The 20,591-nt window shown below is 51.5% G+C and carries 20 protein-coding genes; 8 read left to right on the top strand and 12 right to left on the bottom strand.

Annotated elements, in window-relative coordinates:
* Positions 1-13: 13 nt before the first annotated feature.
* The 5 genes from mntP to manX all read right to left on the bottom strand — a co-directional run bounded on the left by mntP (position 14) and on the right by manX (position 4,331).
* Positions 14-586, bottom strand: a complete 573-nt coding sequence (gene mntP / locus Q3A88_RS14880) for a manganese efflux pump MntP (protein ID WP_205559021.1) — start codon at positions 584-586, stop codon at positions 14-16.
* 424 nt (positions 587-1,010) lie between these two features.
* Positions 1,011-1,469 carry a DUF986 family protein gene (locus Q3A88_RS14875; protein ID WP_014915286.1) on the bottom strand — a complete coding sequence of 153 codons (459 nt, stop codon included), beginning with the start codon at positions 1,467-1,469 and terminating at the stop codon, positions 1,011-1,013.
* Positions 1,470-1,530: 61 nt separating this feature from the next.
* Entirely contained in the window at positions 1,531-2,373 is an 843-nt protein-coding gene (locus Q3A88_RS14870) for a PTS mannose transporter subunit IID (RefSeq protein WP_014915287.1), read from the bottom strand.
* 14 nt (positions 2,374-2,387) lie between these two features.
* The gene (locus Q3A88_RS14865) at positions 2,388-3,185 is read right to left on the bottom strand and encodes a PTS mannose/fructose/sorbose transporter subunit IIC (RefSeq protein WP_014915288.1); all 798 of its coding nucleotides are present in this window, start codon (positions 3,183-3,185) and stop codon (positions 2,388-2,390) included.
* A 177-nt stretch (positions 3,186-3,362) separates the two neighbouring features.
* Positions 3,363-4,331: a PTS mannose transporter subunit IIAB gene (gene manX / locus Q3A88_RS14860; protein ID WP_317178199.1), complete on the bottom strand. Its 969-nt coding sequence runs from the start codon at positions 4,329-4,331 to the stop codon at positions 3,363-3,365.
* Between the two features lie 569 nt (positions 4,332-4,900).
* On the opposite strand from manX, the gene Q3A88_RS14855 reads away from it, so the two are divergent.
* Entirely contained in the window at positions 4,901-6,457 is a 1,557-nt protein-coding gene (locus Q3A88_RS14855; protein ID WP_233989285.1) for a TerC family protein, read from the top strand.
* A gap of 122 nt (positions 6,458-6,579) precedes the next feature.
* On the opposite strand, the gene sdaA is transcribed toward Q3A88_RS14855, so the two are convergent.
* The 3 genes from sdaA to pabB form a co-directional block, all read right to left on the bottom strand.
* Positions 6,580-7,944 (bottom strand): L-serine ammonia-lyase, encoded by a 1,365-nt coding sequence (gene sdaA, locus Q3A88_RS14850; protein ID WP_039496103.1) that lies wholly within the window; start codon positions 7,942-7,944, stop codon positions 6,580-6,582.
* A 395-nt stretch (positions 7,945-8,339) separates the two neighbouring features.
* Positions 8,340-8,933: a CoA pyrophosphatase gene (locus Q3A88_RS14845; RefSeq protein WP_039286646.1), complete on the bottom strand. Its 594-nt coding sequence runs from the start codon at positions 8,931-8,933 to the stop codon at positions 8,340-8,342.
* Positions 8,930-10,372 carry an aminodeoxychorismate synthase component 1 gene (pabB, locus tag Q3A88_RS14840; RefSeq protein WP_317178198.1) on the bottom strand — a complete coding sequence of 481 codons (1,443 nt, stop codon included), beginning with the start codon at positions 10,370-10,372 and terminating at the stop codon, positions 8,930-8,932. The genes Q3A88_RS14845 and pabB overlap by 4 nt, the downstream gene beginning before the upstream one ends.
* Before the next feature lie 143 nt (positions 10,373-10,515).
* Between pabB and Q3A88_RS14835 the strand changes: the two genes are divergently transcribed.
* The gene (locus Q3A88_RS14835) at positions 10,516-10,764 is read left to right on the top strand and encodes a YoaH family protein (protein ID WP_039286642.1); all 249 of its coding nucleotides are present in this window, start codon (positions 10,516-10,518) and stop codon (positions 10,762-10,764) included.
* Positions 10,765-10,799: 35 nt separating this feature from the next.
* Here the strand turns inward: Q3A88_RS14835 and Q3A88_RS14830 are convergent, their stop codons facing one another.
* Positions 10,800-11,144 carry a RidA family protein gene (locus tag Q3A88_RS14830; protein WP_039275097.1) on the bottom strand — a complete coding sequence of 115 codons (345 nt, stop codon included), beginning with the start codon at positions 11,142-11,144 and terminating at the stop codon, positions 10,800-10,802.
* Positions 11,145-11,374: 230 nt separating this feature from the next.
* Between Q3A88_RS14830 and Q3A88_RS14825 the strand changes: the two genes are divergently transcribed.
* The 5 genes from Q3A88_RS14825 (at position 11,375) to rnd (ending at position 18,055) form a co-directional block, all read left to right on the top strand.
* Complete coding sequence (locus tag Q3A88_RS14825) at positions 11,375-13,294, top strand: ATP-dependent DNA helicase (protein WP_039496115.1); 1,920 nt, start codon at positions 11,375-11,377, stop codon at positions 13,292-13,294.
* A 116-nt stretch (positions 13,295-13,410) separates the two neighbouring features.
* Positions 13,411-14,112, top strand: a complete 702-nt coding sequence (gene tsaB, locus Q3A88_RS14820) for a tRNA (adenosine(37)-N6)-threonylcarbamoyltransferase complex dimerization subunit type 1 TsaB (RefSeq protein WP_317178197.1) — start codon at positions 13,411-13,413, stop codon at positions 14,110-14,112.
* Positions 14,113-14,239: 127 nt separating this feature from the next.
* Positions 14,240-14,836, top strand: coding sequence for a Slp family lipoprotein (locus Q3A88_RS14815; RefSeq protein ID WP_317178208.1), 597 nt, complete (start codon positions 14,240-14,242; stop codon positions 14,834-14,836).
* Positions 14,837-15,034: 198 nt separating this feature from the next.
* On the top strand, positions 15,035-16,720 hold the full coding sequence (gene fadD / locus Q3A88_RS14810; RefSeq protein WP_317178196.1) for a long-chain-fatty-acid--CoA ligase FadD: 1,686 nt from the start codon (positions 15,035-15,037) through the stop codon (positions 16,718-16,720).
* Positions 16,721-16,930: 210 nt separating this feature from the next.
* Positions 16,931-18,055, top strand: a complete 1,125-nt coding sequence (gene rnd / locus Q3A88_RS14805; RefSeq protein WP_317178195.1) for a ribonuclease D — start codon at positions 16,931-16,933, stop codon at positions 18,053-18,055.
* Between the two features lie 271 nt (positions 18,056-18,326).
* Here the strand turns inward: rnd and minE are convergent, their stop codons facing one another.
* Genes minE through minC form a run of 3 tightly spaced genes read right to left on the bottom strand, consistent with a single transcriptional unit; the run spans position 18,327 to position 20,119 of the window.
* Complete coding sequence (minE, locus tag Q3A88_RS14800; protein ID WP_005968801.1) at positions 18,327-18,596, bottom strand: cell division topological specificity factor MinE; 270 nt, start codon at positions 18,594-18,596, stop codon at positions 18,327-18,329.
* 3 nt (positions 18,597-18,599) lie between these two features.
* The gene (gene minD / locus Q3A88_RS14795; protein ID WP_010299911.1) at positions 18,600-19,412 is read right to left on the bottom strand and encodes a septum site-determining protein MinD; all 813 of its coding nucleotides are present in this window, start codon (positions 19,410-19,412) and stop codon (positions 18,600-18,602) included.
* 20 nt (positions 19,413-19,432) lie between these two features.
* On the bottom strand, positions 19,433-20,119 hold the full coding sequence (gene minC, locus Q3A88_RS14790) for a septum site-determining protein MinC (protein WP_317178194.1): 687 nt from the start codon (positions 20,117-20,119) through the stop codon (positions 19,433-19,435).
* Positions 20,120-20,255: 136 nt separating this feature from the next.
* Between minC and Q3A88_RS14785 the strand changes: the two genes are divergently transcribed.
* Positions 20,256-20,513 carry a YcgL domain-containing protein gene (locus tag Q3A88_RS14785; RefSeq protein ID WP_039275085.1) on the top strand — a complete coding sequence of 86 codons (258 nt, stop codon included), beginning with the start codon at positions 20,256-20,258 and terminating at the stop codon, positions 20,511-20,513.
* The last annotated feature ends 78 nt before the right edge of the window (positions 20,514-20,591 follow it).

Here is a 20,591-nt window from a genome sequence, read left to right as displayed (position 1 = left end):
TATGACGGGTATATCAGGCGGCGTAGCCGAGGTGCTCGTACAGGATATTACAGCCGATACCAATCAGAACCAGCCCGCCCATCACTTCTGCTCTCTTGCCGAGAATCGGGCCGATATAGCGGCCAATCATCATACCGAGTGTCACCATAATCATGGTGGCGCAGCCAATCACCATTGCGGTATGGAAAATATTCACCTGAAGGAAAGCCAGACCGACGCCGATTGCCATGGCATCTAAGCTGGTGGCGACCGCGGTGCAGATTAGCAACGCCAGACTATGATTTTTGACTTTTTCGCAGCGACAGTCTGAAGAACCTTTGAGCCCCTCAACGACCATACGGCCGCCAAGAATCAGTAACAGCGTAAAGGCAACCCAGTGATCCCATTCGAGAATATATTGGCTGGCAAAGAAACCCAGTGCCCAACCGATCAGCGGGGTGATAGCTTCAATAACACCAAAGATGAGACCGGTGCGAATGGCATCGCGGAAACGGGGGTTATGCAGTACGGCACCTTTACCGATTGAAGCGGCGAAGGCATCCATTGACATACCAAATGCTAGGATAAGTGTTGCTGACATATTCATTGTAAATAGCCTCGGCTGGACGATTAACCATATACACGCAGATCATCCCCAACCCGAATGACGATCTTACGTGTCTATGGTCTCGCCTGCCAATCACGCTTGGCCGCCCGCACCACGTCTATGCTCCGGTGATAGGAGATAAAACGAGTATGTTGATACGAGCATTTCTGATGAATTATTGTGAGTGTTAATTAATCAGAAATCGGCTACTCCCCAATGACGGCGCAACCTTACCATATTATTTATGATGCAAACAACACTAAAAGTTTTAAGTGTTAATAATGCAATTGATAATTATTTTCATTTGATTGCCGAAAGAGAACGATCGTACAAAATAACGACAAGGTTAATGTGGTTAAAATACCACCTAAAGAGAAGGTGTATACTCGTGCTTATTTTAAATAACTTTTTTGATGTGTTTACCCTATTGATTCTCAACCATAAACTTATATATTTTTTCTAAATCATCAAGCTGCGTAACCTGTATCAATAAACGACGTTTCTCCAATTCGATGACTAATACACCATCCTCAGATAAATTCATATTTTTAATTCTGGTATAAGGAATGAATATATTCGCATAAAAGAAGCCGGTTGATTTAAACATCAGTTTGGGACGACGAATATAGGCCAGGTAGCACGCCATGAAGGCCAGAGAAATCAAAAGATAGGTAGTGATAACAGCGCCATTATTCATCACATTTTGATAAATAAGAATGCCCACTAAACCGATAAAAATCAGCGTATCGAGCCGGTTCATCCGCTTCAGCGGGACGAGGAGTTGGGTTTTGCCTTTGAGTTTATCCATGATGAACTCATCATAGATGGCATAAGCCAGTGCTAACGCAATTAACACAACCAGCGTGATATCTGTCATTGTCATCCGTATTACCCTTGTCCGTCATAAAAAATGGCCGGGCGTATTGGCACCCGGCCACTGAACATTACACGCCGAGCAGACCGATCCAGTACCCGAAGATACCAATGGCGAAGAAGCCCATAATCAGCCACAGCGCGTTGACCTTGCGCCGTAACAGCCACATACAGCCGAATGTCAGCAGTAGGGGAACAAGTCCCGGCATGAGCTGGTCAAGGATGGATTGAACGGTGGTCACTGTGGTTTCCCCGTTCTGATTCGTCACTGTCGACACCACCATCGGGATGTTGACGTGCGTCCATTTATTGACCAATGCCCCCATGACGAACAAGCCGAGAATAGAGGCGGCCTCCGTCATTTTTTGCAGGAAACCACCGCCCATATCGCTGACGATATCTATCCCTTTGCGGTAGCCGTAGGCGACGCCATAGTAACGCACCAGCAGGCGAACCAGGTTAAACAGGACGAAGAAGAGAATCGGCCCCAACAGGCTGCCGCTCATGGCAATCCCTGCGCCGAGCGCAGCGAATACCGGACGTGCAGTGCCCCAGAATATCGGGTCGCCGACGCCAGCCAGTGGCCCCATCAGCCCGACTTTCAGACCGTTTATTGCCGCGTCATCGATAGGAGCACCGTTCGCACGTTGCTCTTCCATCGCCATGGTTACGCCGAGTATCGGCGCGGCAACAAAAGGCTGCGTATTGAAGAACTCCAGATGGCGTTTGATTGCCTGTTTACGCTCTTCCGAATTTTCAGGATAAAGACGGCGAATCACCGGCACCATGGAAAAACAGAAGCCGAGCGCCTGCATACGTTCAAAGTTCCAGGAACCTTGAAACAGGTTGGAACGGATAAAGACCGCGCGGATGTCGCTGTCAGTGAGTTTTTTGACATTCGTATTTTCGACCATTTTTCTCACTCCTGTTAATCCAGTTCGTTATCAAGGTTGTTATTGCCTGATGAAACCGGCTGGCCTTGAACCTTGTTATATTTCGGGCTGAGCTGGATATACAGCACCGCCATCACAATACCAATTACGCCCAGCGCCACCAGGTTAAACTGGGTGAACGCGGCGGTAACGAAGCCAAGATAGAAGAACGGCATCAAGTAGCCCGCGCGCATCATGTTGATGACCATTGCGTAGCCGACAACAACAATCATGCCCCCGGCGATATTCAGGCCGTTGGTCACCACTTCCGGGATGGAGTTCAACAGCGCGTGAACGGCGTCGGTACCAACGGAAACAGCAACGATTACCGCAGGAATCGCGATACGCATAGCCTGTAGCAGTAGGGCAGAAACGTGAATCCAACTGATAGCCGTTAGATTACCTCGCTCTGCCGCGCTGTCTGCCGCATGCTGGAACGCAACGGTGATGGTACGAACAATGATGGTTAATACTTGCCCAGCGGCAGCGAGCGGAATGGCTAAAGCAATCCCTGCGCCGATCCCCTGACCGCCGGCAATGACCAGAATGGTTGAGATAATGGACGCCAGCGCCGCATCTGGCGCTACGGCCGCACCGATGTTCATCCAGCCTAACGCGATCATTTCCAGCGTACCGCCGATAATGATCCCCGTTTTTAAATCACCTAACACTGCACCAATCAGCGTACAGGCGACGAGTGGACGGTGGAACTGGAATTCATCAAGAATCGAACCCATCCCCGAAACACACGCGACGAGAAATATCAGCACAATTTGAAGTGTGGTAATCTCCATCGTACTTCTCCTATAAAATGTGTCTGAGTAAAAATAAATCGCCATCCCCGTTGATTTCCTATGCCGACATAAAGCTTCTCAATATCGACATAAATGCATATCTTGAAAATCGTCAGGTCTATAAAGCTATTATTGATGGTGACATTAGCGTTAATAACCGTCGTAGCACGATAGGTATCAACGCGGCATTTTGTTAATTAAGTCCATCATTTTAATTCGGGAATCGGTTGATACTTTCCGAACCTCCAATTCAATACCGCGTTTATCTAATTCACGGAACGCCGCAATGTCCTTCTCATCGATAGAGACGGCATTATTGACCTGCGTTTTCCCCTGCTTGAATGCCATCCCGCCAATATTGACCGAGGTGATGTTTACGCCATTTTCGATCAGCGTTAATACATCCGTCGGATTGGTGAACAGCAGCATCACGCGGTCGGCGGCATATTTCGGATTGTCATAAACACGAACGGCTTTTGCCACATCCACCACGTGCGCGGTAACGCCCGGTGGCGCAACCTGAGTCAGCAACGTTTTACGCACGTGATCGGCGGCGACTTCATCGCTGACAACAATAATGCGCGAAACATTGGTTTCTTTCGTCCAGCGGGTGGCGACCTGACCATGAATCAGGCGGTCGTCGATACGAGCCAGTCCAATCTTCATGTGTTCGCCGGGTCCTGCCGGTGTGGGTACAGCGTTGGCCTTTGGGGTTGGTGGAGGAAAAGGGGGCGTGACTTTGGATTTTTCCTGATGTTTCAGGGCTTTTACGCCATCTCTGCCGGTTTCCAACGCGATAGAAACCAGATCGGAGAAGGACGGATTATCATCCCGGGCCATAAAGGTTTCTGCTAGCATGGGAATATTCACGCCGGCGATAACATCATGGTTTTCTTTGTTGGTGACGAGGCGGCTGGCCGCGTTGAATGGGCTGCCGCCCCAGGTGTCAACGAGAAACAGCACGCCTTGTGATGTGTCTAACTGCGTGAGTTTTTCCTGATATTTTTCTATCAATGTTTCGGCGTTTTCTCCAGGAACGAAATCAATCCAGGCGACATTACTTTGCTCGCCAAGAATCATTTCTGCTGTCTTTAACAGCGGTCCCGCAGTGGCGCCGTGAGTGCATAACATGATTGCAATACTCACTTGCTACCTCCTCACGTTCACGATCAAAAAAGAGTCAATGTGTCAGGAAACCGGGTTCGCGTTCACGAGCTGAACGTTAACCGTCGCGGTATTAGTATGGCTGCAAGAAAAAATTTTACCGTGGATTCATGACATTCACTGTGTTCCTCCAGGTTGTCAGGCTAGAAATCGTGACTGACAGATTTATTTTACTTATCGAAAAAATAAATAGTGTGATGATGCTCTAATGCTGACCAGTTAAACCACGGGTTAAAAGGGCGCTGAATGGGAAGATTTAGACGCATTATCAATGCGAAGTCGGCCGGAAGAAATTCTTTGTGAAAATTGGTAACAACCTGTTAGAGTAAACATCCCTTAAATTGCTTAGGAGCACCGGGCATCAGCCCTTCCCATGGACTGTCACCGACAAAACGTTCTTTGTTTTCCCGCTAATGCTGGCGGTTTTCTGTACTCAACTGGTCACTCAGACCACATTCAGAATCTCTCTGATTCACACCAACTCTTTTTATTACCATTCAATGCGGCTCATGCATTGATGTCATCTGCTCGTTCATTTTCTGGAGTCTGACATGGAATTTTTGCTAGATCCTTCAATCTGGGCAGGCTTATTGACGCTGGTGGTACTGGAAATTGTTCTGGGTATCGACAATTTGGTGTTTATCGCCATCTTGGCGGATAAGTTACCTCCCAAACAGCGAGATAAAGCCCGCATTATCGGTTTAAGCCTGGCGCTGTTAATGCGTCTGGGGCTGTTGTCTTTGATTTCCTGGATGGTCACACTGACGCGTCCACTGTTTAGCCTTGGCGATTTCAGCTTCTCGGGCCGTGACCTGATTTTGCTGTTCGGCGGCGTATTCCTCTTGTTCAAAGCGACGATGGAGCTACATGAACGGCTAGAGAATAAAACGCACGACGGCAATGGCAATCGCGCCCACGCGAGTTTCTGGGCTGTGGTGGCTCAGATCGTTGTGCTGGATGCCGTGTTCTCGCTGGATGCCGTGATTACTGCGGTGGGCATGGTGGATCACCTGGGCGTCATGATGACGGCGGTGATTATTGCGATGGGCGTCATGCTGATTGCTTCTAAGCCGTTGACTCGATTCGTCAACGAGCATCCAACGGTGGTTGTCCTGTGTCTCAGCTTCTTGCTGATGATTGGTTTGAGCCTGATGGCGGAAGGTCTTGGCTTCCACATTCCGAAAGGTTATCTGTATGCGGCGATTGGCTTCTCTATCCTGATCGAAATGTTTAACCAAATTGCCCGTCATAACTTTATGAAACATCAGTCGCACCGTCCTTTGCGTGAACGTACCGCAGAGGCCATTCTGCGCCTGATGGGCTCACGGAAAAACATGGACGATATGGATGCGGATGAACCGCAGAAGAAACTCACTACAGAGGAATTCGCCGAGGAAGAGCGCAATATGATCAGCGGCGTGCTGACATTAGCCTCGCGTTCGCTGCGCAGCGTGATGACGCCGCGTACTGAAATCTCCTGGGTGGATAGCGCAAGTTCTGTCGAACAGATCCGTATGCAATTGCTGGATACGCCTCACAGCCTGTTCCCAATCTGTCGCGGTTCGCTGGATGAGCTCATCGGCGTCGTTCGTGCCAAGGATCTGCTGGTGGCGTTGGAAACGCAGACCGATGTGGAAAGCTTTGCTGCGGCTAACCCGCCAATCGTCGTGCCGGAAACGCTGGATGTGATTAACCTGCTGCCCGTTCTGCGTCGTGCGAAAGGTAGTCTGGTCATCATCGCCAATGAATTTGGCGTGGTGCAAGGGTTGGTCACGCCGCTGGACGTGCTGGAAGCGATTGCGGGCGAGTTCCCGGATGAAGACGAAACGCTGGATATCATCCCTGACGGCGAAGGCTGGTTGGTGAAAGGCGGAACGGATCTACACGCGTTGCAACAGGTGGTAAATAGCAGCGAGCTGGTTGATCCGAAAGAAGATTATGCCTCACTGGCAGGAATGCTGTTGGCGCATAGTGATGAGTTCCCGAAAGTCGGTGCCATCATCGAGTTGTACAACCTGCGCTTCCACATCATCGAAGTATCCGAATACCGTATTGAACTGGTGCGTGTAGAACGCATCATCGATAGGGAAGAGGACGAAGACGCGTAAGCCGCTCTGCGTAAGTAGATGACAAAATGAAGCCCCGCCAATTGGCGGGGCTTTTTAATCGGTGTAAAGAAAAGCGAAGTGGGGTGCGGACTAATCACACGGCTTTTTAATCACACTGTACTCTAATCACACTGTACTTTAATCGCCAGTCCGCCCCGTGAGGTTTCGCGGTATTTAGCGTTCATGTCTTTACCCGTTTCGTACATGGTTTCAATCACTTTATCCAGTGAGACACGAGCTTCGCTGGTGCGGCGGGTTGCCATGCGGGCGGCGTTAATCGCCTTAACGGAAGCAATCGCGTTACGCTCGATGCACGGGACCTGTACCTGGCCAGCGACCGGATCGCAGGTTAAACCCAGATTGTGTTCCATGCCGATCTCGGCGGCGACGCAAACCTGTTCCGGGCTTGCACCCATCAGCTCTGCCAGTCCAGCGGCGGCCATGGAGCAGGCGACGCCCACTTCGCCCTGACAGCCTACTTCAGCACCGGAGATGGAAGCGTTCATTTTGTACAGAATGCCTACCGCGCCTGCTGCGAGGAAGTAACGAATATAAATGGTCGGGCTAACCGGCTCGATGAAGTGGTCGTAATAAGCAAGGACCGCAGGGACGATGCCGCATGCGCCGTTCGTTGGCGCGGTAACCACACGGCCACCTGCTGCGTTCTCTTCATTCACCGCCAGCGCGAACATATTGACCCAATCCACTACGTTCATCGGGTCGTTGGACAGCTTATCGGAAGAGACCAGCATACGGCGCAGCGCAGAAGCACGACGTGGCACGCGCAGCGGACCGGGTAAAACACCTTCGGTGTTCATGCCGCGATCGATACAGGCACGCATCGTCTGCCAGATATCGGCAAAGTAGGCGTCAATTTCCTGACGGCTATGCAGCGCCAGCTCGTTACGCATCACCATCCCAGAAAGCGACAGGCCACTTTGTTTGCAGTGATCCAGCATCTCTTTGGCGGAATTGAACGTATAGGGAACAGATACATCCGTGGCGCTGTCTTTGCCAAAATTCTCTGCATCGACGATGAAGCCACCGCCGATGGAATAATAGGTTTTGCTATAAATTTCTTTATTGCCGGCAAAGGCGGTGATAGTCATGCCGTTTTCGTGCAGCGGCAGATTTTCACTGCGGAAAACCATGCCACCTTCGCGTGGGAAATCTACCTCGTGTTGCCCGTTAGCCAGCAGCAGGCGTTCGCGTTGCTCAACATCGCGGATGAAACCGGGAATGGCATCAATATCAACGGTATCCGGCATATTGCCTGCCAGACCCATAATGATAGCGATATCCGTATGGTGGCCTTTACCCGTCAGCGACAATGAGCCATACACATCGACGGCAATGCGCGTGGTGGCGGTCAGTCGATCCTGGGTGATCAATTCATCGACAAATTGCTTACCGGCTTTCATCGGTCCAACCGTATGAGAGCTAGAGGGGCCAATACCGATCTTAAACATGTCGAAAACGCTTATCACGCGAAACTCCTCAAAGACTCAGGGTCGTACCCACTCTTTATTATCCGATCGCCTGCATCCGGTTCCTTCATCATAATCAGATAGTTATGCTGCGAATTATCTGATGATTTCGGTTCCAGCGAGGCATGACCTGAATTTTAGTGGATATATACCCAAAGATTAGAATAAAACTCGTCAAATCGCGCTATTGTAGTGTGGAATATGTTGTATGGCTTTCTTTTTCGCATGAAATAAACTTATGTCATCACATAATTTAACTTATCCTAAATGTGAGTTAAGTCATTGTAAATTCTATAACTGAATGCTTTTTGATCGCAAAAGCCGCTTTTAAAATAAGGATATTTGGCGAGGGAAAAGAAGTGGTGAGCCAAAAGCCGCTGAACGCGGAATTGAGCTTAGGGCCTGTCCGAAATCTGTAAGGCGAGCTGGTGGATGATGGCGGCGGTTAGCCCCCAGACAAACTGCTGCTGATACCAGGAAAGATAAACCCGATGACGCTGCTGCTTGCGCTCGATATCCAGCGGGTAATAGCGTGTCAACGCGAAGGCCTCATCCAGCGGCATTTCAAACAGTTCAGCGACTTCGTCTTCATTGGGATGAAAGCGAGTCTGTGGGGCGATCAGCCCGACAACCGGTGTAACCTGAAAACCGCTGACGCTGTCCAGCGGCGGTAATACACCCAGCACCTGAACGTTTTCCGGTGGGATAGCCACTTCTTCCTGCGCTTCACGCAGCGCCGTTTCGATGATGGAACGATCTTCTTTATCCGCTGCCCCGCCGGGGAACGCCACTTGTCCAGCATGCTTACGCAGTTCGGCAGAACGTCGGGTCAATAACAGCGTGGGCGTAGGGTGACAAATAATTGGCACCAGAACCGCAGCCTGACGTTGCTGGTGCACAGGCCGCAGCGATGGCGGAAGCTGTAACTGAAAGCGCGTAATAAAGTCGTTCAGCGCAAAAGCCGTTGGCGGCAAGGCAATCTCACTCATTTATTCGGTACCTGAATTGTCTGGGATCCATCCAACAGGGGAAGAATGCGACCCACTTTATCAAACGTTTCCTGATATTCAGCCTGTTCCTGACTGTCGGCGACGATGCCACCGCCCGCCCAGCAGTAAATTCTGCCGCGTTCGGTGAGTAACGTCCTGATGGTGATATTAGTATCCATGGTGCCGCACAGGCTGATGTAGCCGACGCTGCCGCAGTAGGCATTGCGGCGCTGAGGTTCCAGTTCTTCAATAATCTGCATCGCGCGGATTTTGGGCGCGCCGGTAATCGAGCCGCCGGGGAAACAAGCGCGTAATAGCGTGGTTGCAGGGCAATCTTCCGGTAGCTGCGCTTCAATGGTGCTGACCAGATGGTGCACTGCTGGGAAAGGTTCGACGACGAATAACTCCGGCACTCGGACGCTGCCCGGCACCGCGACGCGACCGATGTCGTTACGCAGAAGATCGACAATCATCAGGTTTTCTGAGCGATCTTTCTCCGAATTAGCGAGCCGCACCGCCTGTTGTTTATCAGCCTCCGGGTCTGCGAGACGCGGCAGAGTGCCTTTAATCGGGCGGGTTTGAATTCGGTGATTTTCCAGCCAGAGAAAACGCTCCGGCGATACGCTGATGACGGTATTTTCCGGCAGACGGAGGAAGGCGGAAAAGGGCGCCTTATTGCCTGCTGACAGTCGTAAAAATGCCTGCCATTCATCACCATCGTAAGCTGCAGAAAAGCGCTGCGCCAGATTGACCTGATAACAGTCTCCCGCCAGAAGGTAGTCCTGTATTTTGCGGAATTTTTCGCCGTACGCCTCGCGTGACATGTTCGGCTGCCAACTGCTAGTAAGGCTGAAATCGGTTTTCGGGGTATCAACGGGCGGATTGGCGAGCCAGTCGAGCCGTGCCTGAAGGGAATGATGTACGATCAGCGTTAACGTCTGCCGATGGTGATCGGCAACCAGCGCCCAGTCGTAGAGACCCACCGCCATATCCGGCAAATCGATATCTTGCTCGGCCTGTGCGGGCAGTGTTTCAATCTGTCGCCCTAGATCGTAGCCGAACAGGCCAAGTGCACCTCCCTGAAAAGGGAAATCAGGATGTGTTTCCGTGGATAACGCGAGTGAATCAAGCTGCGCTTGCAGTAAAGCAAAGGGATCGCCGCCTACGATATTCGTTACGCTGTCACGCCTGATTTCCGTTTTGCCTCCGCGCGTGCAAAGTGTGACTCGCGGATCAGCAACCATAATATCGAAGCGATTATGCGGATGATCGGCAAACCCGGAATGCAGCAACATCGCCCACGGCTGTTGGGAAAAGGGCGCAAAGCGATCGAGTAGCACGGTCGGATAGTAAGGCAGCGAGTGATAGAGAGCGGCGGAGCCCGTCGTGATAATCGAATCGTTTGTATTGCTTATGTGAATCGTATTGGCGGCAGTCATGTTCTTCGTGTTGTGTCTACAGTATGGCTATGTTGATAGCGCGTCGATTTTCCTGCCCACAGCGTACCACAAAGCAGAAATGCTGGTGTATGCCGAAGCGGGCATGCGATGATACGTGCGAATTTACCAACCAGGAAATTATCATGATTGCAGGTATGCCCGCGCTGACGCATAAGCAGCAGCAAGAGGCCGTTGAGCGTATTCAGGAACTCATGTCTGAGGGCATGAGCAGCGGCCAGGCGATAGCACAGGTTGCCGCGGAGATCCGTCAGAATCATCAGGGTGACAACGTCGCGGTGATGTTTGACGAAGATGATGACGCATTTAATGACAGTAATGACAGCGACGAAGAACACCATTTTGACGATGGTGAAGAAGAGGAAGAGCAGTAACCATTCTTCCTCTTCAGATTATCTAAGACGATAGCTTATATCGCTGCAATCGCTTTGATTTCGACTTTGAATTTCGGGTGCATCAGTTTAGCCTGCACGGTGCAGCGTACCGGTGCGCTGCCCGCCACGACCCAGGCATCCCACGCGGCGTTCATCGCGGCAAAATCATCCGCATCGACGAGAAAAATCGTCACGTCCAACAGTTTGCTCTTATCCGTTCCCGCCTGTTGCAGAATCGCATCTAACGCGGCCAGCGCGTTTTCCGTTTGCGCCTGTGCGTCATCATCCAGATTTTCCGGCACGCTGGTGTAATAGAGCGTGTTGTTGTGGATGACGGCGTCTGACCAGCGGGCTTCAGGATTAATTCGTGTGATCGCCATGAGGTGGGGTTTCTCCATTGTGGTGATAATTAAAAAATTGTGGGGATAGTTAAAATAGTGACATCAATCAATACCAGCCGCCAAGCCTAACACAGCAGGTTGCGGCACGCTTTCCTGATTTAAGGTGGTAGCGTCGGGTGACTCTTGGCATAATCAGCGCGATATTTTGCCACGACCTGAAACGGTTAGCGGCTTACAGAGACAGCATTCCCTTGAACAAGAGAGCAGGCGTGACGAACGATCGTGTAATTGATGATTTTGCTAATGACGGCGTGCTGGCCAAAGCGATCACCGGCTTCAAACCGCGTGAACCACAGCGGCAGATGGCGCAGGCCGTCATGCGGGCCATCGACGATAAAACAGCGCTAGTGGTGGAAGCGGGAACCGGAACCGGTAAAACCTATGCCTACCTTGCGCCCGCCCTGCGTTCAGATAAAAAAGTCATCATTTCAACCGGCTCGAAAGCGCTACAGGATCAGCTCTATAGCCGCGATTTACCGACGATTGCGCAGGCGCTGAAGTACAAAGGCAAATTAGCGCTGCTGAAAGGTCGCTCGAATTACCTCTGTCTGGAACGGCTCGAACAGCAATCGCTGGGCGGCGGTGATTTACCCGGTGAAACGCTGAGCGAACTGGTTCGGCTGCGCGGCTGGTCGTCGGAAACGACGGAAGGTGATGTCACGACCTGTTCAGGTGTGGCGGAAGACAGCGCGATCTGGCCGTTAGTGACCAGCACCAACGATAACTGTCTGGGCAGTGACTGCCCGCACTATAAAGAGTGCTTCGTGGTGAAAGCGCGGCGCAAGGCGATGGATGCCGATATCGTGGTAGTCAACCATCATCTCTATCTGGCCGATATGGTGGTGAAGGAGAGCGGTTTTGCGGAGCTAATCCCAGAAAGCGACGTCGTCATTTTCGATGAAGCCCACCAAATTCCCGATATTGCCAGCCAATATTTCGGTCAGCAGCTTTCCAGCCGCCAACTGCTGGATCTGGCGAAAGACATCATCATTGCTTACCGCACCGAAGTGCGCGACGCCTCTCAACTGCAAAAAAGTGCCGATCGCCTGACGCAAAGCACGCAGGATTTTCGGCTGGCACTGGGCGATCCGGGGTTTCGCGGTAATCTGCGTGATGTGCTCGAACAGCCGTCGCTTCAGCGTGCGCTGGTGCTGCTGGATGATGCGCTGGAGCTATGTTACGACGTCGCGAAACTGTCGCTCGGGCGTTCAGCGCTGCTGGATGCCGCCTTTGAGCGCGCCACGCTCTATCGCAACCGCCTGAAACGCCTGAAAGACGTGCAGTTACCGGGTTACAGCTACTGGTATGAATGTAATTCACGTCATTTCGTGTTGGCGCTGACGCCGCTGTCTGTCTCCGATCGCTTTCGTGAACTGATAAAAGAGAAGCCTGCGGCCTGGGTGTTTACCTCCGCGACGCTGTCTGTTAACGATCAACTTTTTCACTTCACCGATAGGCTGGGGCTGGATAACGCGAATACGCTCCTGTTACCCAGCCCGTTTGATTATGCCAATCAGGCGCTGCTCTGCGTTCCCCGTCATTTACCGGAAACCAATCGTCCCGGTGCGGCGAAAAGGCTGGCGGCGATGCTGCGGCCGTTGATTGAGGCGAATCAGGGACGCTGTTTTATGCTGTGTACCTCGCATCAAATGATGCGCGATTTGGCGGCTGAATTCCGCGCCACGTTGACGCTGCCTGTGCTGTTACAGGGTGAAACTGGCAAGGCGCAATTGCTGTCGCAGTTTGTAGCGGCAGGTAATGCTTTGCTGGTGGCGACCAGCAGCTTCTGGGAAGGGGTGGATGTGCGTGGCGATACGCTCTCCTGCGTCATTATCGATAAACTGCCGTTTACCTCACCGGACGATCCGTTGCTGAAGGCACGTATTGAAGACTGCCGCCTGCGCGGTGGTGAGCCTTTCGACGATGTGCAGGTTCCCGATGCGGTGATTACCCTGAAGCAAGGTGTGGGCCGCCTCATCCGTGATGTTGAGGATCGCGGTGTGATTGTGATTTGCGATAATCGACTGGTGATGCGTCCGTATGGTGCCGTATTCCTTAACAGCCTGCCGCCGACGCCGCGAACTCGCGATATTGGGCAGGCGATTAATTTCCTGACGCGTAACACATAATTCCCAACCGGTGATTGCCGCATGGTTTTGACCGATGGCGGGAAGGGCTGCGGCACGACAGGGGCTTATGCTATGATACGGGTTGTTAAGATTTATTTATCCTGCCTGAGGTTGGCATGTCTACGCGAATTCTAGCGCTTGATACCGCAACGGAAGCCTGTTCCGTCGCACTCTGGAATGAAGGTGAAATTCATTCTCTGTTCGAAATTTGTCCCCGTGAACACACACAACGTATTCTGCCGATGGTTCAGCAGGTGTTGGCCGACAGCGGCCTGACGCTCAAGGATCTTGATGCGCTGGCTTTTGGTCAGGGGCCGGGAAGTTTTACCGGCGTGCGAATTGGCATTGGTATTGCCCAAGGGCTAGCGCTGGGAGCGGATTTACCGCTGCTTGGCATCTCGTCACTGGCGACCCTGGCACAGGGGGCTTTCCGCCAGACGAAGGCGACGCGGGTGCTGGCGGCCATTGATGCGCGGATGGGAGAAGTGTACTGGGGCTGCTATCAGCGCGATGCTGACGGCGGCTGGCAGGGTGAATCCGAGGAAGCCGTACTGAAACCTGAACAGGTGCAGGCGTTAACTGCTGCGTTGTCAGGCGAATGGGCCACGGTAGGCACCGGGTGGGAAACCTATCCTGAACTGGTCAGCCATGCTTCTCTGGTGTTAGCAAAGGGTGACGTGCTGCTGCCGCAGGCGCAGGACATGTTGCCGCTGGCCTGTCAGCTATGGCAGGCAGGCAAAGCGGTCAGCGTCGAGAATGCACAGCCACGCTACCTGCGCAATGAAGTGACCTGGAAAAAGCTGCCCGGCCGCGACTAGCCAGAATGCACATTCTGCGTGAAGTATGTCCCTCATAAACAGCAACTTATTCGATGCTGAGCAGTCTAACTATCAGATATCTGGTAGAGGGGGTTGTGCCATGCGTGTACGGATAAAAAGTATGCAAATGAAAAGTCTGTATCTGAATCAGAAAAAAGCGCGCCTCGGTATAGTGGCGGTTACAGCGCTGCTGCTGTCAGGCTGTGTCACGGTGCCGGATGCGATTAAAGGCTCGTCGCCAACGCCGCAGGACGATTTGGTGCGTGTGATGAATGCGCCGCAGATTTATGTCGGTCAGGAATCACGCTTTGGCGGACGGGTGGTCAGCATCCGCAATGAAGCGAATAAAACGCGGTTGGAAATTGCCAGCATGCCGCTGGATAGCGGTGCGAAACCGCGGCTGGATATGCCGTCAGAAGGGCGCTTTATTGCCTATGTGAATCGCTTTCTGGAACCTGTCGATTTTAAAGACCAACTGGTCACCGTTGTCGGGCCGATTGTCGGCACCGAACAGGGCGCTATCGGGGATAAACCCTATCGCTATGTCGTGATCGACGCGCAAGGCTACAAACGCTGGAATGTCGTGCAGCGCCTGATGGTACCGCCTGGCGGCTATGGCCCGTGGAGATGGCGTGCGGGTTACGGCTACGGCTGGGGCCCCGGATGGGGATTTGACGGTGGGTGGTCTGGTCCAGCACGGATTGAGAATGTCGTGACAGAATAAGAATCTACTCAGCAGGACTATTGAGATCAGGCGACGCAGGTTGCCTGATTTTTTTTGAATAAAGAATAAATTAGTGATCGATCTCGCAACCTTAACATTGTTTGTTAGCTAACTGGTAGGCTGAGTTAAAATAATGTTAATAACAAGCCTCTGAGGGCGACGACGATGCCACTAAAAAAATATCTCGGGAGTGACGTCTTGGAAAAAATTTGGTTATCACGCTATCCGGCGGATGTGCCGGCGGAAATCGATCCGGATCGCTATTCGTCGTTGATTGAAATGTTCGAAAGTAGCGTGAAGCGTTATGCCGACCGACCTGCATTCGTCAACATGGGTGAAGTGATGACGTTTCGTAAGTTGGAAGAGCGGAGCCGGGCGTTTGCGGCCTATTTGCAAAATCAGCTTAAATTGCAAAAAGGCGATCGTGTCGCGTTGATGATGCCCAACCTGCTGCAATATCCCGTTGCACTGTTTGGCGTGTTGCGCGCGGGTCTGGTGGTCGTCAACGTTAACCCATTGTATACACCGCGTGAGCTGGAACATCAGCTAAAAGACAGCGGCGCCAGCACGATTGTTATCGTGTCTAACTTTGCGCATACGCTGGAAAAAGTCGTTCATAACACGGCGGTGAAGCACGTAATCCTGACCCGTATGGGCGATCAGCTCTCCACGGCGAAAGGGACGCTGGTCAACTTCGTGGTGAAGTACATTAAGCGACTGGTGCCTAAATACCATCTGCCTGATGCGATATCGTTCCGTCGTGTTTTGCAGGAAGGACGGCGTCAGCAGTATATTCGTCCCGACATCATCAATACCGATCTGGCATTTCTGCAATATACCGGCGGCACCACGGGCGTCGCTAAAGGTGCCATGCTCACGCACCGCAATATGCTGGCGAATCTCGAGCAGTGTAAAGGGGCATACGGCGCTATTCTGCAAGAAGGGAACGAGTTGGTGATCACGGCGTTGCCGCTCTATCATATTTTCGCGCTCACGGTGAACGGCCTTTTGTTCCTTGAACTGGGTGGTAAGAATCTGCTCATCACTAACCCCCGCGATATCCCGGCGGTTGTGAAGGAACTGAAACAATACCCGTTCACGGCTATCACCGGCGTCAATACGTTATTTAACGCGCTGCTTAACAACAAAGAATTCCACGAGCTGGATTTCTCAACGCTGCGTTTAGCGGTGGGCGGTGGGGCATCGGTGCAGCAAGCGGTGGCAGAACGTTGGGAAAAACTAACGGGTAAACATCTGCTTGAGGGATATGGACTAACGGAAAGTTCACCTCTGGTGGCCGTAAACCCCTACGATCTCAAACATTACAGCGGCAGTATTGGGCTACCGGTGTCATCAACGGACGTCAAAATCATTGACGATGACGGCAACGACGCCGGGCCGGGAGAATCCGGGGAGCTTTGGGTGCGCGGGCCGCAGGTGATGTTGGGGTACTGGCAGCAGCCTGCTGCGACGGATGAGGTGTTAAAAGACGGTTGGCTGGCAACGGGTGACATTGTCACGTCTGATGATGAAGGATTCCTGCGGGTTATTGACCGTAAGAAAGACATGATTCTGGTTTCCGGCTTTAACGTCTATCCGACCGAAATTGAAGATGTGATCAGCCGTCATCCCAAAGTATCCGAATCGGCGGTGGTCGGAGTGGACAATGAGATCTCCGGCGAGGCAGTCAAAGCCTTTGTCGTCAGACGCGATCAGTCGTTAACGAAAGAGGAACTCACTACCCATTGTCGCCGTAATCTTACCGGCTACAAAGTGCCGAAAGAGATCGAATTCTGCGACGATTTGCCAAAATCTAACGTGGGGAAAATCCTGCGCCGCGAATTACGTGGCGAGAAGAAGGCGAAGAAAGACGCTGCCGCCTGACGATTTTCCACGAAAACGACTGCCAGAGAGAGGCAGGACGCGATATGATGTTTTCACGCCGGTTTATCCGGCGTTCTTTTTTATGGCGAGCTTGTACTCGTCACCCTATGGGCCGTCGCTTGCGACGTTAAAAATGTCCGCCGGGAATTTTTACGGCGATACGGATTTGACCCAGAACCGTAAAGTAAAAACAACCAAGAGAATGACGTTTTGAATTATCAGTTGATCACTTCCGACATCGGGTTACAACAGGTTTGCTCCCAGGCGCGACGCTTTCCGCAGGTGGCATTGGACACGGAGTTCGTCAGAACCCGCACGTATTACCCGCAATTAGGGTTGATTCAATTGTATGACGGCGAACAGCTTTCACTTATCGACCCGTTAACGATTACCGACTGGGCACCCTTTCAGGCGTTACTGCGTGACGAACAGGTCACTAAATTCCTGCATGCGGGAAGCGAAGATCTGGAAGTGTTTCTCAATGCGTTTGGCACGCTGCCGACGCCTTTCATCGATACACAGATTCTGGCCGCATTTTTAGGCAAGCCGCTTTCTTATGGATTTGCTGCGCTGGTGGCCGACTACATGGGCGTGACGCTGGATAAAAGCGAGTCGAGAACGGACTGGCTTGCTCGTCCGCTGAGCGAAAAACAGTGCGATTACGCCGCTGCCGACGTGTTCTATCTGCTGCCGATGGCCATTCAACTGGTGGCGGATACGGAAGCAGCAGGGTGGATGAACGCGGCGCTGGATGAGTGTCTCCTGCTGTGTCAGCGGAAACAGGATATTTTGGCACCGGCACTGGCCTATCGCGAATTTGGCAACGCCTGGCAGCTGCGTGGCCGACATCTGGCTTGCCTTCAACGTCTGGCTGAGTGGCGCTTGCGTAAAGCGCGTGAGCGAGACAGCGCGGTGAATTTTGTCGTACGTGAAGAGAACCTGTTGCAGGTGGCGCGTTGTCTGCCGACTTCGTTGGGTGAACTGAGCTCGCTGGGGCTGAGCGGCCCGGAAATCCGCTACCATGGCAAAACGCTGCTGGACTGTGTTGCACAGACGGACGGCCTTGCTGACGCGGATTGTCCACCGCCGGTGATTAATTTGATCGACTATCCCGGCTATAAAAAAGCGTTTAAAGATATCAAAGCGCTGGTGCAGCGTGTGAGCGAACAGAGTGGATTATCCGCCGAGCTATTGGCTTCACGTCGCCAAATTAATCGTCTGCTGAACTGGCACTGGAAATTAAGCGGGCAAGATGCGGGAATGCCGGAAATGTTGTCTGGCTGGCGCAGCCAGTTATATGGCGATGAACTGCGTCAAATTGTGCAGGGTTATTAATCACCGATAAACACGTCTTATCAATACGCCTTATTTGCTGTGATGATGCAATCATGAAAAAAGCAGCAAATAGGGTGATAAGAATACGGTGAAAAACAAAAAGTAAGAAATAAAAGACTGGCTAAATATACAGTTTAATGTAAATCATTCAGATATTATGCAGGTGGAGCGGAGAGGCAGAAATACCGATGAATTTACTGACGTCAGTCATTTGAATGTATGCGGAATAGATATCCCCTGCGTAAAAGCAGGGGATACTAAAGCAGAAAAATCATTTAGGCGTTTCTTCCGCTTCCGGTAATGTCACGTTCAACTCAAGCACGGAAATATCATCTCCTTTTTGCTCAAGCTGAACTGTCACCATCTCAGGATCAATCTGTACATATCTACAGATAACCTCAAGAATGTCTCGCTTTAATTGCGGCAGATAATGGGGCTCGCTATCTCCCCGGCGTCGCTCCGCGACAATAATTTGCAGCCGTTCCTTGGCAATATTGGCTGTCGTTTTTTTGCGGGACAGAAAGAAGTCCAGTAAAGCCATAATTTATCCCCCAAAAAGTCGTTTAAGGAAACCCTTCTTCTCTTCTTCAACAAAACGGAAAGGACGCTCTTCACCAAGCAGACGTTCAACGGTATCCGCGTAGGCTTTACCTGCATCGGCTTCCGCATCCAGAATGACGGGTTCGCCCTGGTTAGAGGCGCGGAGTACGGATTGGTCTTCTGGGATCACGCCAACCAGCGGAATTCGCAGAATTTCAAGAACGTCTTCCATGCTCAGCATGTCGCCACGGCTTACCCGGCCTGGGTTGTAGCGCGTCAACAGCAAATGCTCTTTGATCGGATCTTCAGAACGCTCTGCACGACGTGATTTCGAAGACAGAATGCCCAGAATACGGTCGGAGTCGCGAACGGAAGAGACTTCCGGGTTGGTGGTGATAATCGCTTCGTCAGCGAAATAGAGCGCCATCAACGCACCCGTTTCAATCCCGGCGGGTGAATCACACACGATAAAATCAAATTCCATGTCGCCCAGATCGTTGAGCACTTTCTCGACGCCTTCATGTGTTAACGCATCTTTATCACGCGTTTGTGACGCTGGCAGAATGTAGAGATTATCCGTTCTCTTATCTTTGATCAGCGCCTGATTCAGCGTGGCATCACCCTGAATAACGTTGACGAAGTCGTACACCACGCGACGCTCACATCCCATGATCAGGTCTAGGTTACGCAGACCAATGTCAAAATCGATGACAACCGTCTTTTTTCCTTTCTGGGCTAAACCGGTAGCAATGGCCGCGCTTGATGTGGTCTTGCCAACGCCCCCTTTACCCGATGTAACAACAATGATGCGTGCCATAAATGTTTCCTTGGGAGATTCTAGTCTAGAGGTTTTATCGTTAAAACATTGTCCAGCTGGTTCAGATTGATCCGTGCTGGTTGCCCAAAATACGGTTCAGGAATCTGATCGCTCAGCCAGTAACGGCCAGCAATCGAGACCAGTTCTGCGGCCAGATGCGTACAGAATATCTGGCTCTGAACATCGCCAGAAACGCCTGCAAGGGCTCGGCCGCGCATCATGCCGTAAATGTGAATATTGCCATCGGCAATCACCTCAGCACCCGCGCTAACGCTGCTTGTGACGATTAAGTCACAGTTCCGGGCGTAGATCTGTTGGCCGGAGCGAACGGGGGTGCTGATGACTTTCGTTTTCACCGCAGCAGGAATGGCGGCGACGGGTTCGACTACCCGACGTTGTGCTTTACCCTCGCTCAGAAGGGGAAGCCCCGCCTGCGCAATGGTTTTCTTTAATGCGTCGTCGGTACATCCGCTGACGCCAACAACATGCAGGCCGGTTGACGAAATGGCCTGCTGCAATTTTATCCAGTCGGTTTCCGCTGTTAATGCAGCAACATTAATGACAACGGGGGCATTTTTCAGGAAAGCAGGCGCTTGCTCTATTTTTTCCTGTAGTGCCTGGTAAATTACCTCGGGTTGGGAATCATGCAAATGAACAACCGATAAGGTAAAGCTGCTGCCTTTTAGCTCTATTGGCGTTTGTGACATCTATCCTGACTCAGTTTCAGCATCTTTTAATCCCTAGAGTAACATTTAAGGCATGATATTCCAGAGCGCTGTAAGCATGTTATAGTCACAATTATATACAGGCAAGATGGCATTCCCATCAAATAGAGTAAAAAAAATGTTTTGTGTGATCTATCGAAGTGCTAAACGCGATCAGACCTATCTTTATGTTGAAAAAAAAGACGATTTCTCACGTGTGCCGGAAGAATTAATGAAAAGTTTCGGCGCGCCGCAGTTAGCCATGGTTTTACCGCTGGATGGGCGTAAAAAACTGGCGAATGCCGATATAGAAAAAGTGAAACTTGCGCTACAGGAACAGGGCTTTTATCTGCAAGTTCCTCCACCGGTCGAGAGCTTATTAAACACGCCGGTATAAGTGTAAAAAAATAATACCAAGACGTACTTTCAGATAAAGCCGCAAACATAATTTAGCGTGGAATATCTCAGCCGTTTG

This window comes from Pectobacterium sp. HCp5_1, from assembly GCF_032905925.1.
In the GTDB taxonomy this organism is placed as follows: Bacteria; Pseudomonadota; Gammaproteobacteria; order Enterobacterales; family Enterobacteriaceae; genus Pectobacterium; species Pectobacterium brasiliense_A.
This window is presented reverse-complemented; position numbering and strand designations above follow the sequence as displayed.

Coding starts and splice junctions, on each gene's coding strand:
- mntP (WP_205559021.1), bottom strand. CDS start 586: ATGAATATGTCAGCAACACTTATCCTAGCATTTGGTATGTCAATGGAT.
- Q3A88_RS14875 (WP_014915286.1), bottom strand. CDS start 1,469: ATGACAATGACAGATATCACGCTGGTTGTGTTAATTGCGTTAGCACTG.
- Q3A88_RS14870 (WP_014915287.1), bottom strand. CDS start 2,373: ATGGTCGAAAATACGAATGTCAAAAAACTCACTGACAGCGACATCCGC.
- Q3A88_RS14865 (WP_014915288.1), bottom strand. CDS start 3,185: ATGGAGATTACCACACTTCAAATTGTGCTGATATTTCTCGTCGCGTGT.
- Q3A88_RS14855 (WP_233989285.1), top strand. CDS start 4,901: ATGGAATTTTTGCTAGATCCTTCAATCTGGGCAGGCTTATTGACGCTG.
- Q3A88_RS14845 (WP_039286646.1), bottom strand. CDS start 8,933: ATGAGTGAGATTGCCTTGCCGCCAACGGCTTTTGCGCTGAACGACTTT.
- pabB (WP_317178198.1), bottom strand. CDS start 10,372: ATGACTGCCGCCAATACGATTCACATAAGCAATACAAACGATTCGATT.
- Q3A88_RS14835 (WP_039286642.1), top strand. CDS start 10,516: ATGATTGCAGGTATGCCCGCGCTGACGCATAAGCAGCAGCAAGAGGCC.
- Q3A88_RS14830 (WP_039275097.1), bottom strand. CDS start 11,144: ATGGCGATCACACGAATTAATCCTGAAGCCCGCTGGTCAGACGCCGTC.
- tsaB (WP_317178197.1), top strand. CDS start 13,411: ATGTCTACGCGAATTCTAGCGCTTGATACCGCAACGGAAGCCTGTTCC.
- Q3A88_RS14815 (WP_317178208.1), top strand. CDS start 14,240: ATGAAAAGTCTGTATCTGAATCAGAAAAAAGCGCGCCTCGGTATAGTG.
- minE (WP_005968801.1), bottom strand. CDS start 18,596: ATGGCTTTACTGGACTTCTTTCTGTCCCGCAAAAAAACGACAGCCAAT.
- minD (WP_010299911.1), bottom strand. CDS start 19,412: ATGGCACGCATCATTGTTGTTACATCGGGTAAAGGGGGCGTTGGCAAG.
- minC (WP_317178194.1), bottom strand. CDS start 20,119: ATGTCACAAACGCCAATAGAGCTAAAAGGCAGCAGCTTTACCTTATCG.
- Q3A88_RS14785 (WP_039275085.1), top strand. CDS start 20,256: ATGTTTTGTGTGATCTATCGAAGTGCTAAACGCGATCAGACCTATCTT.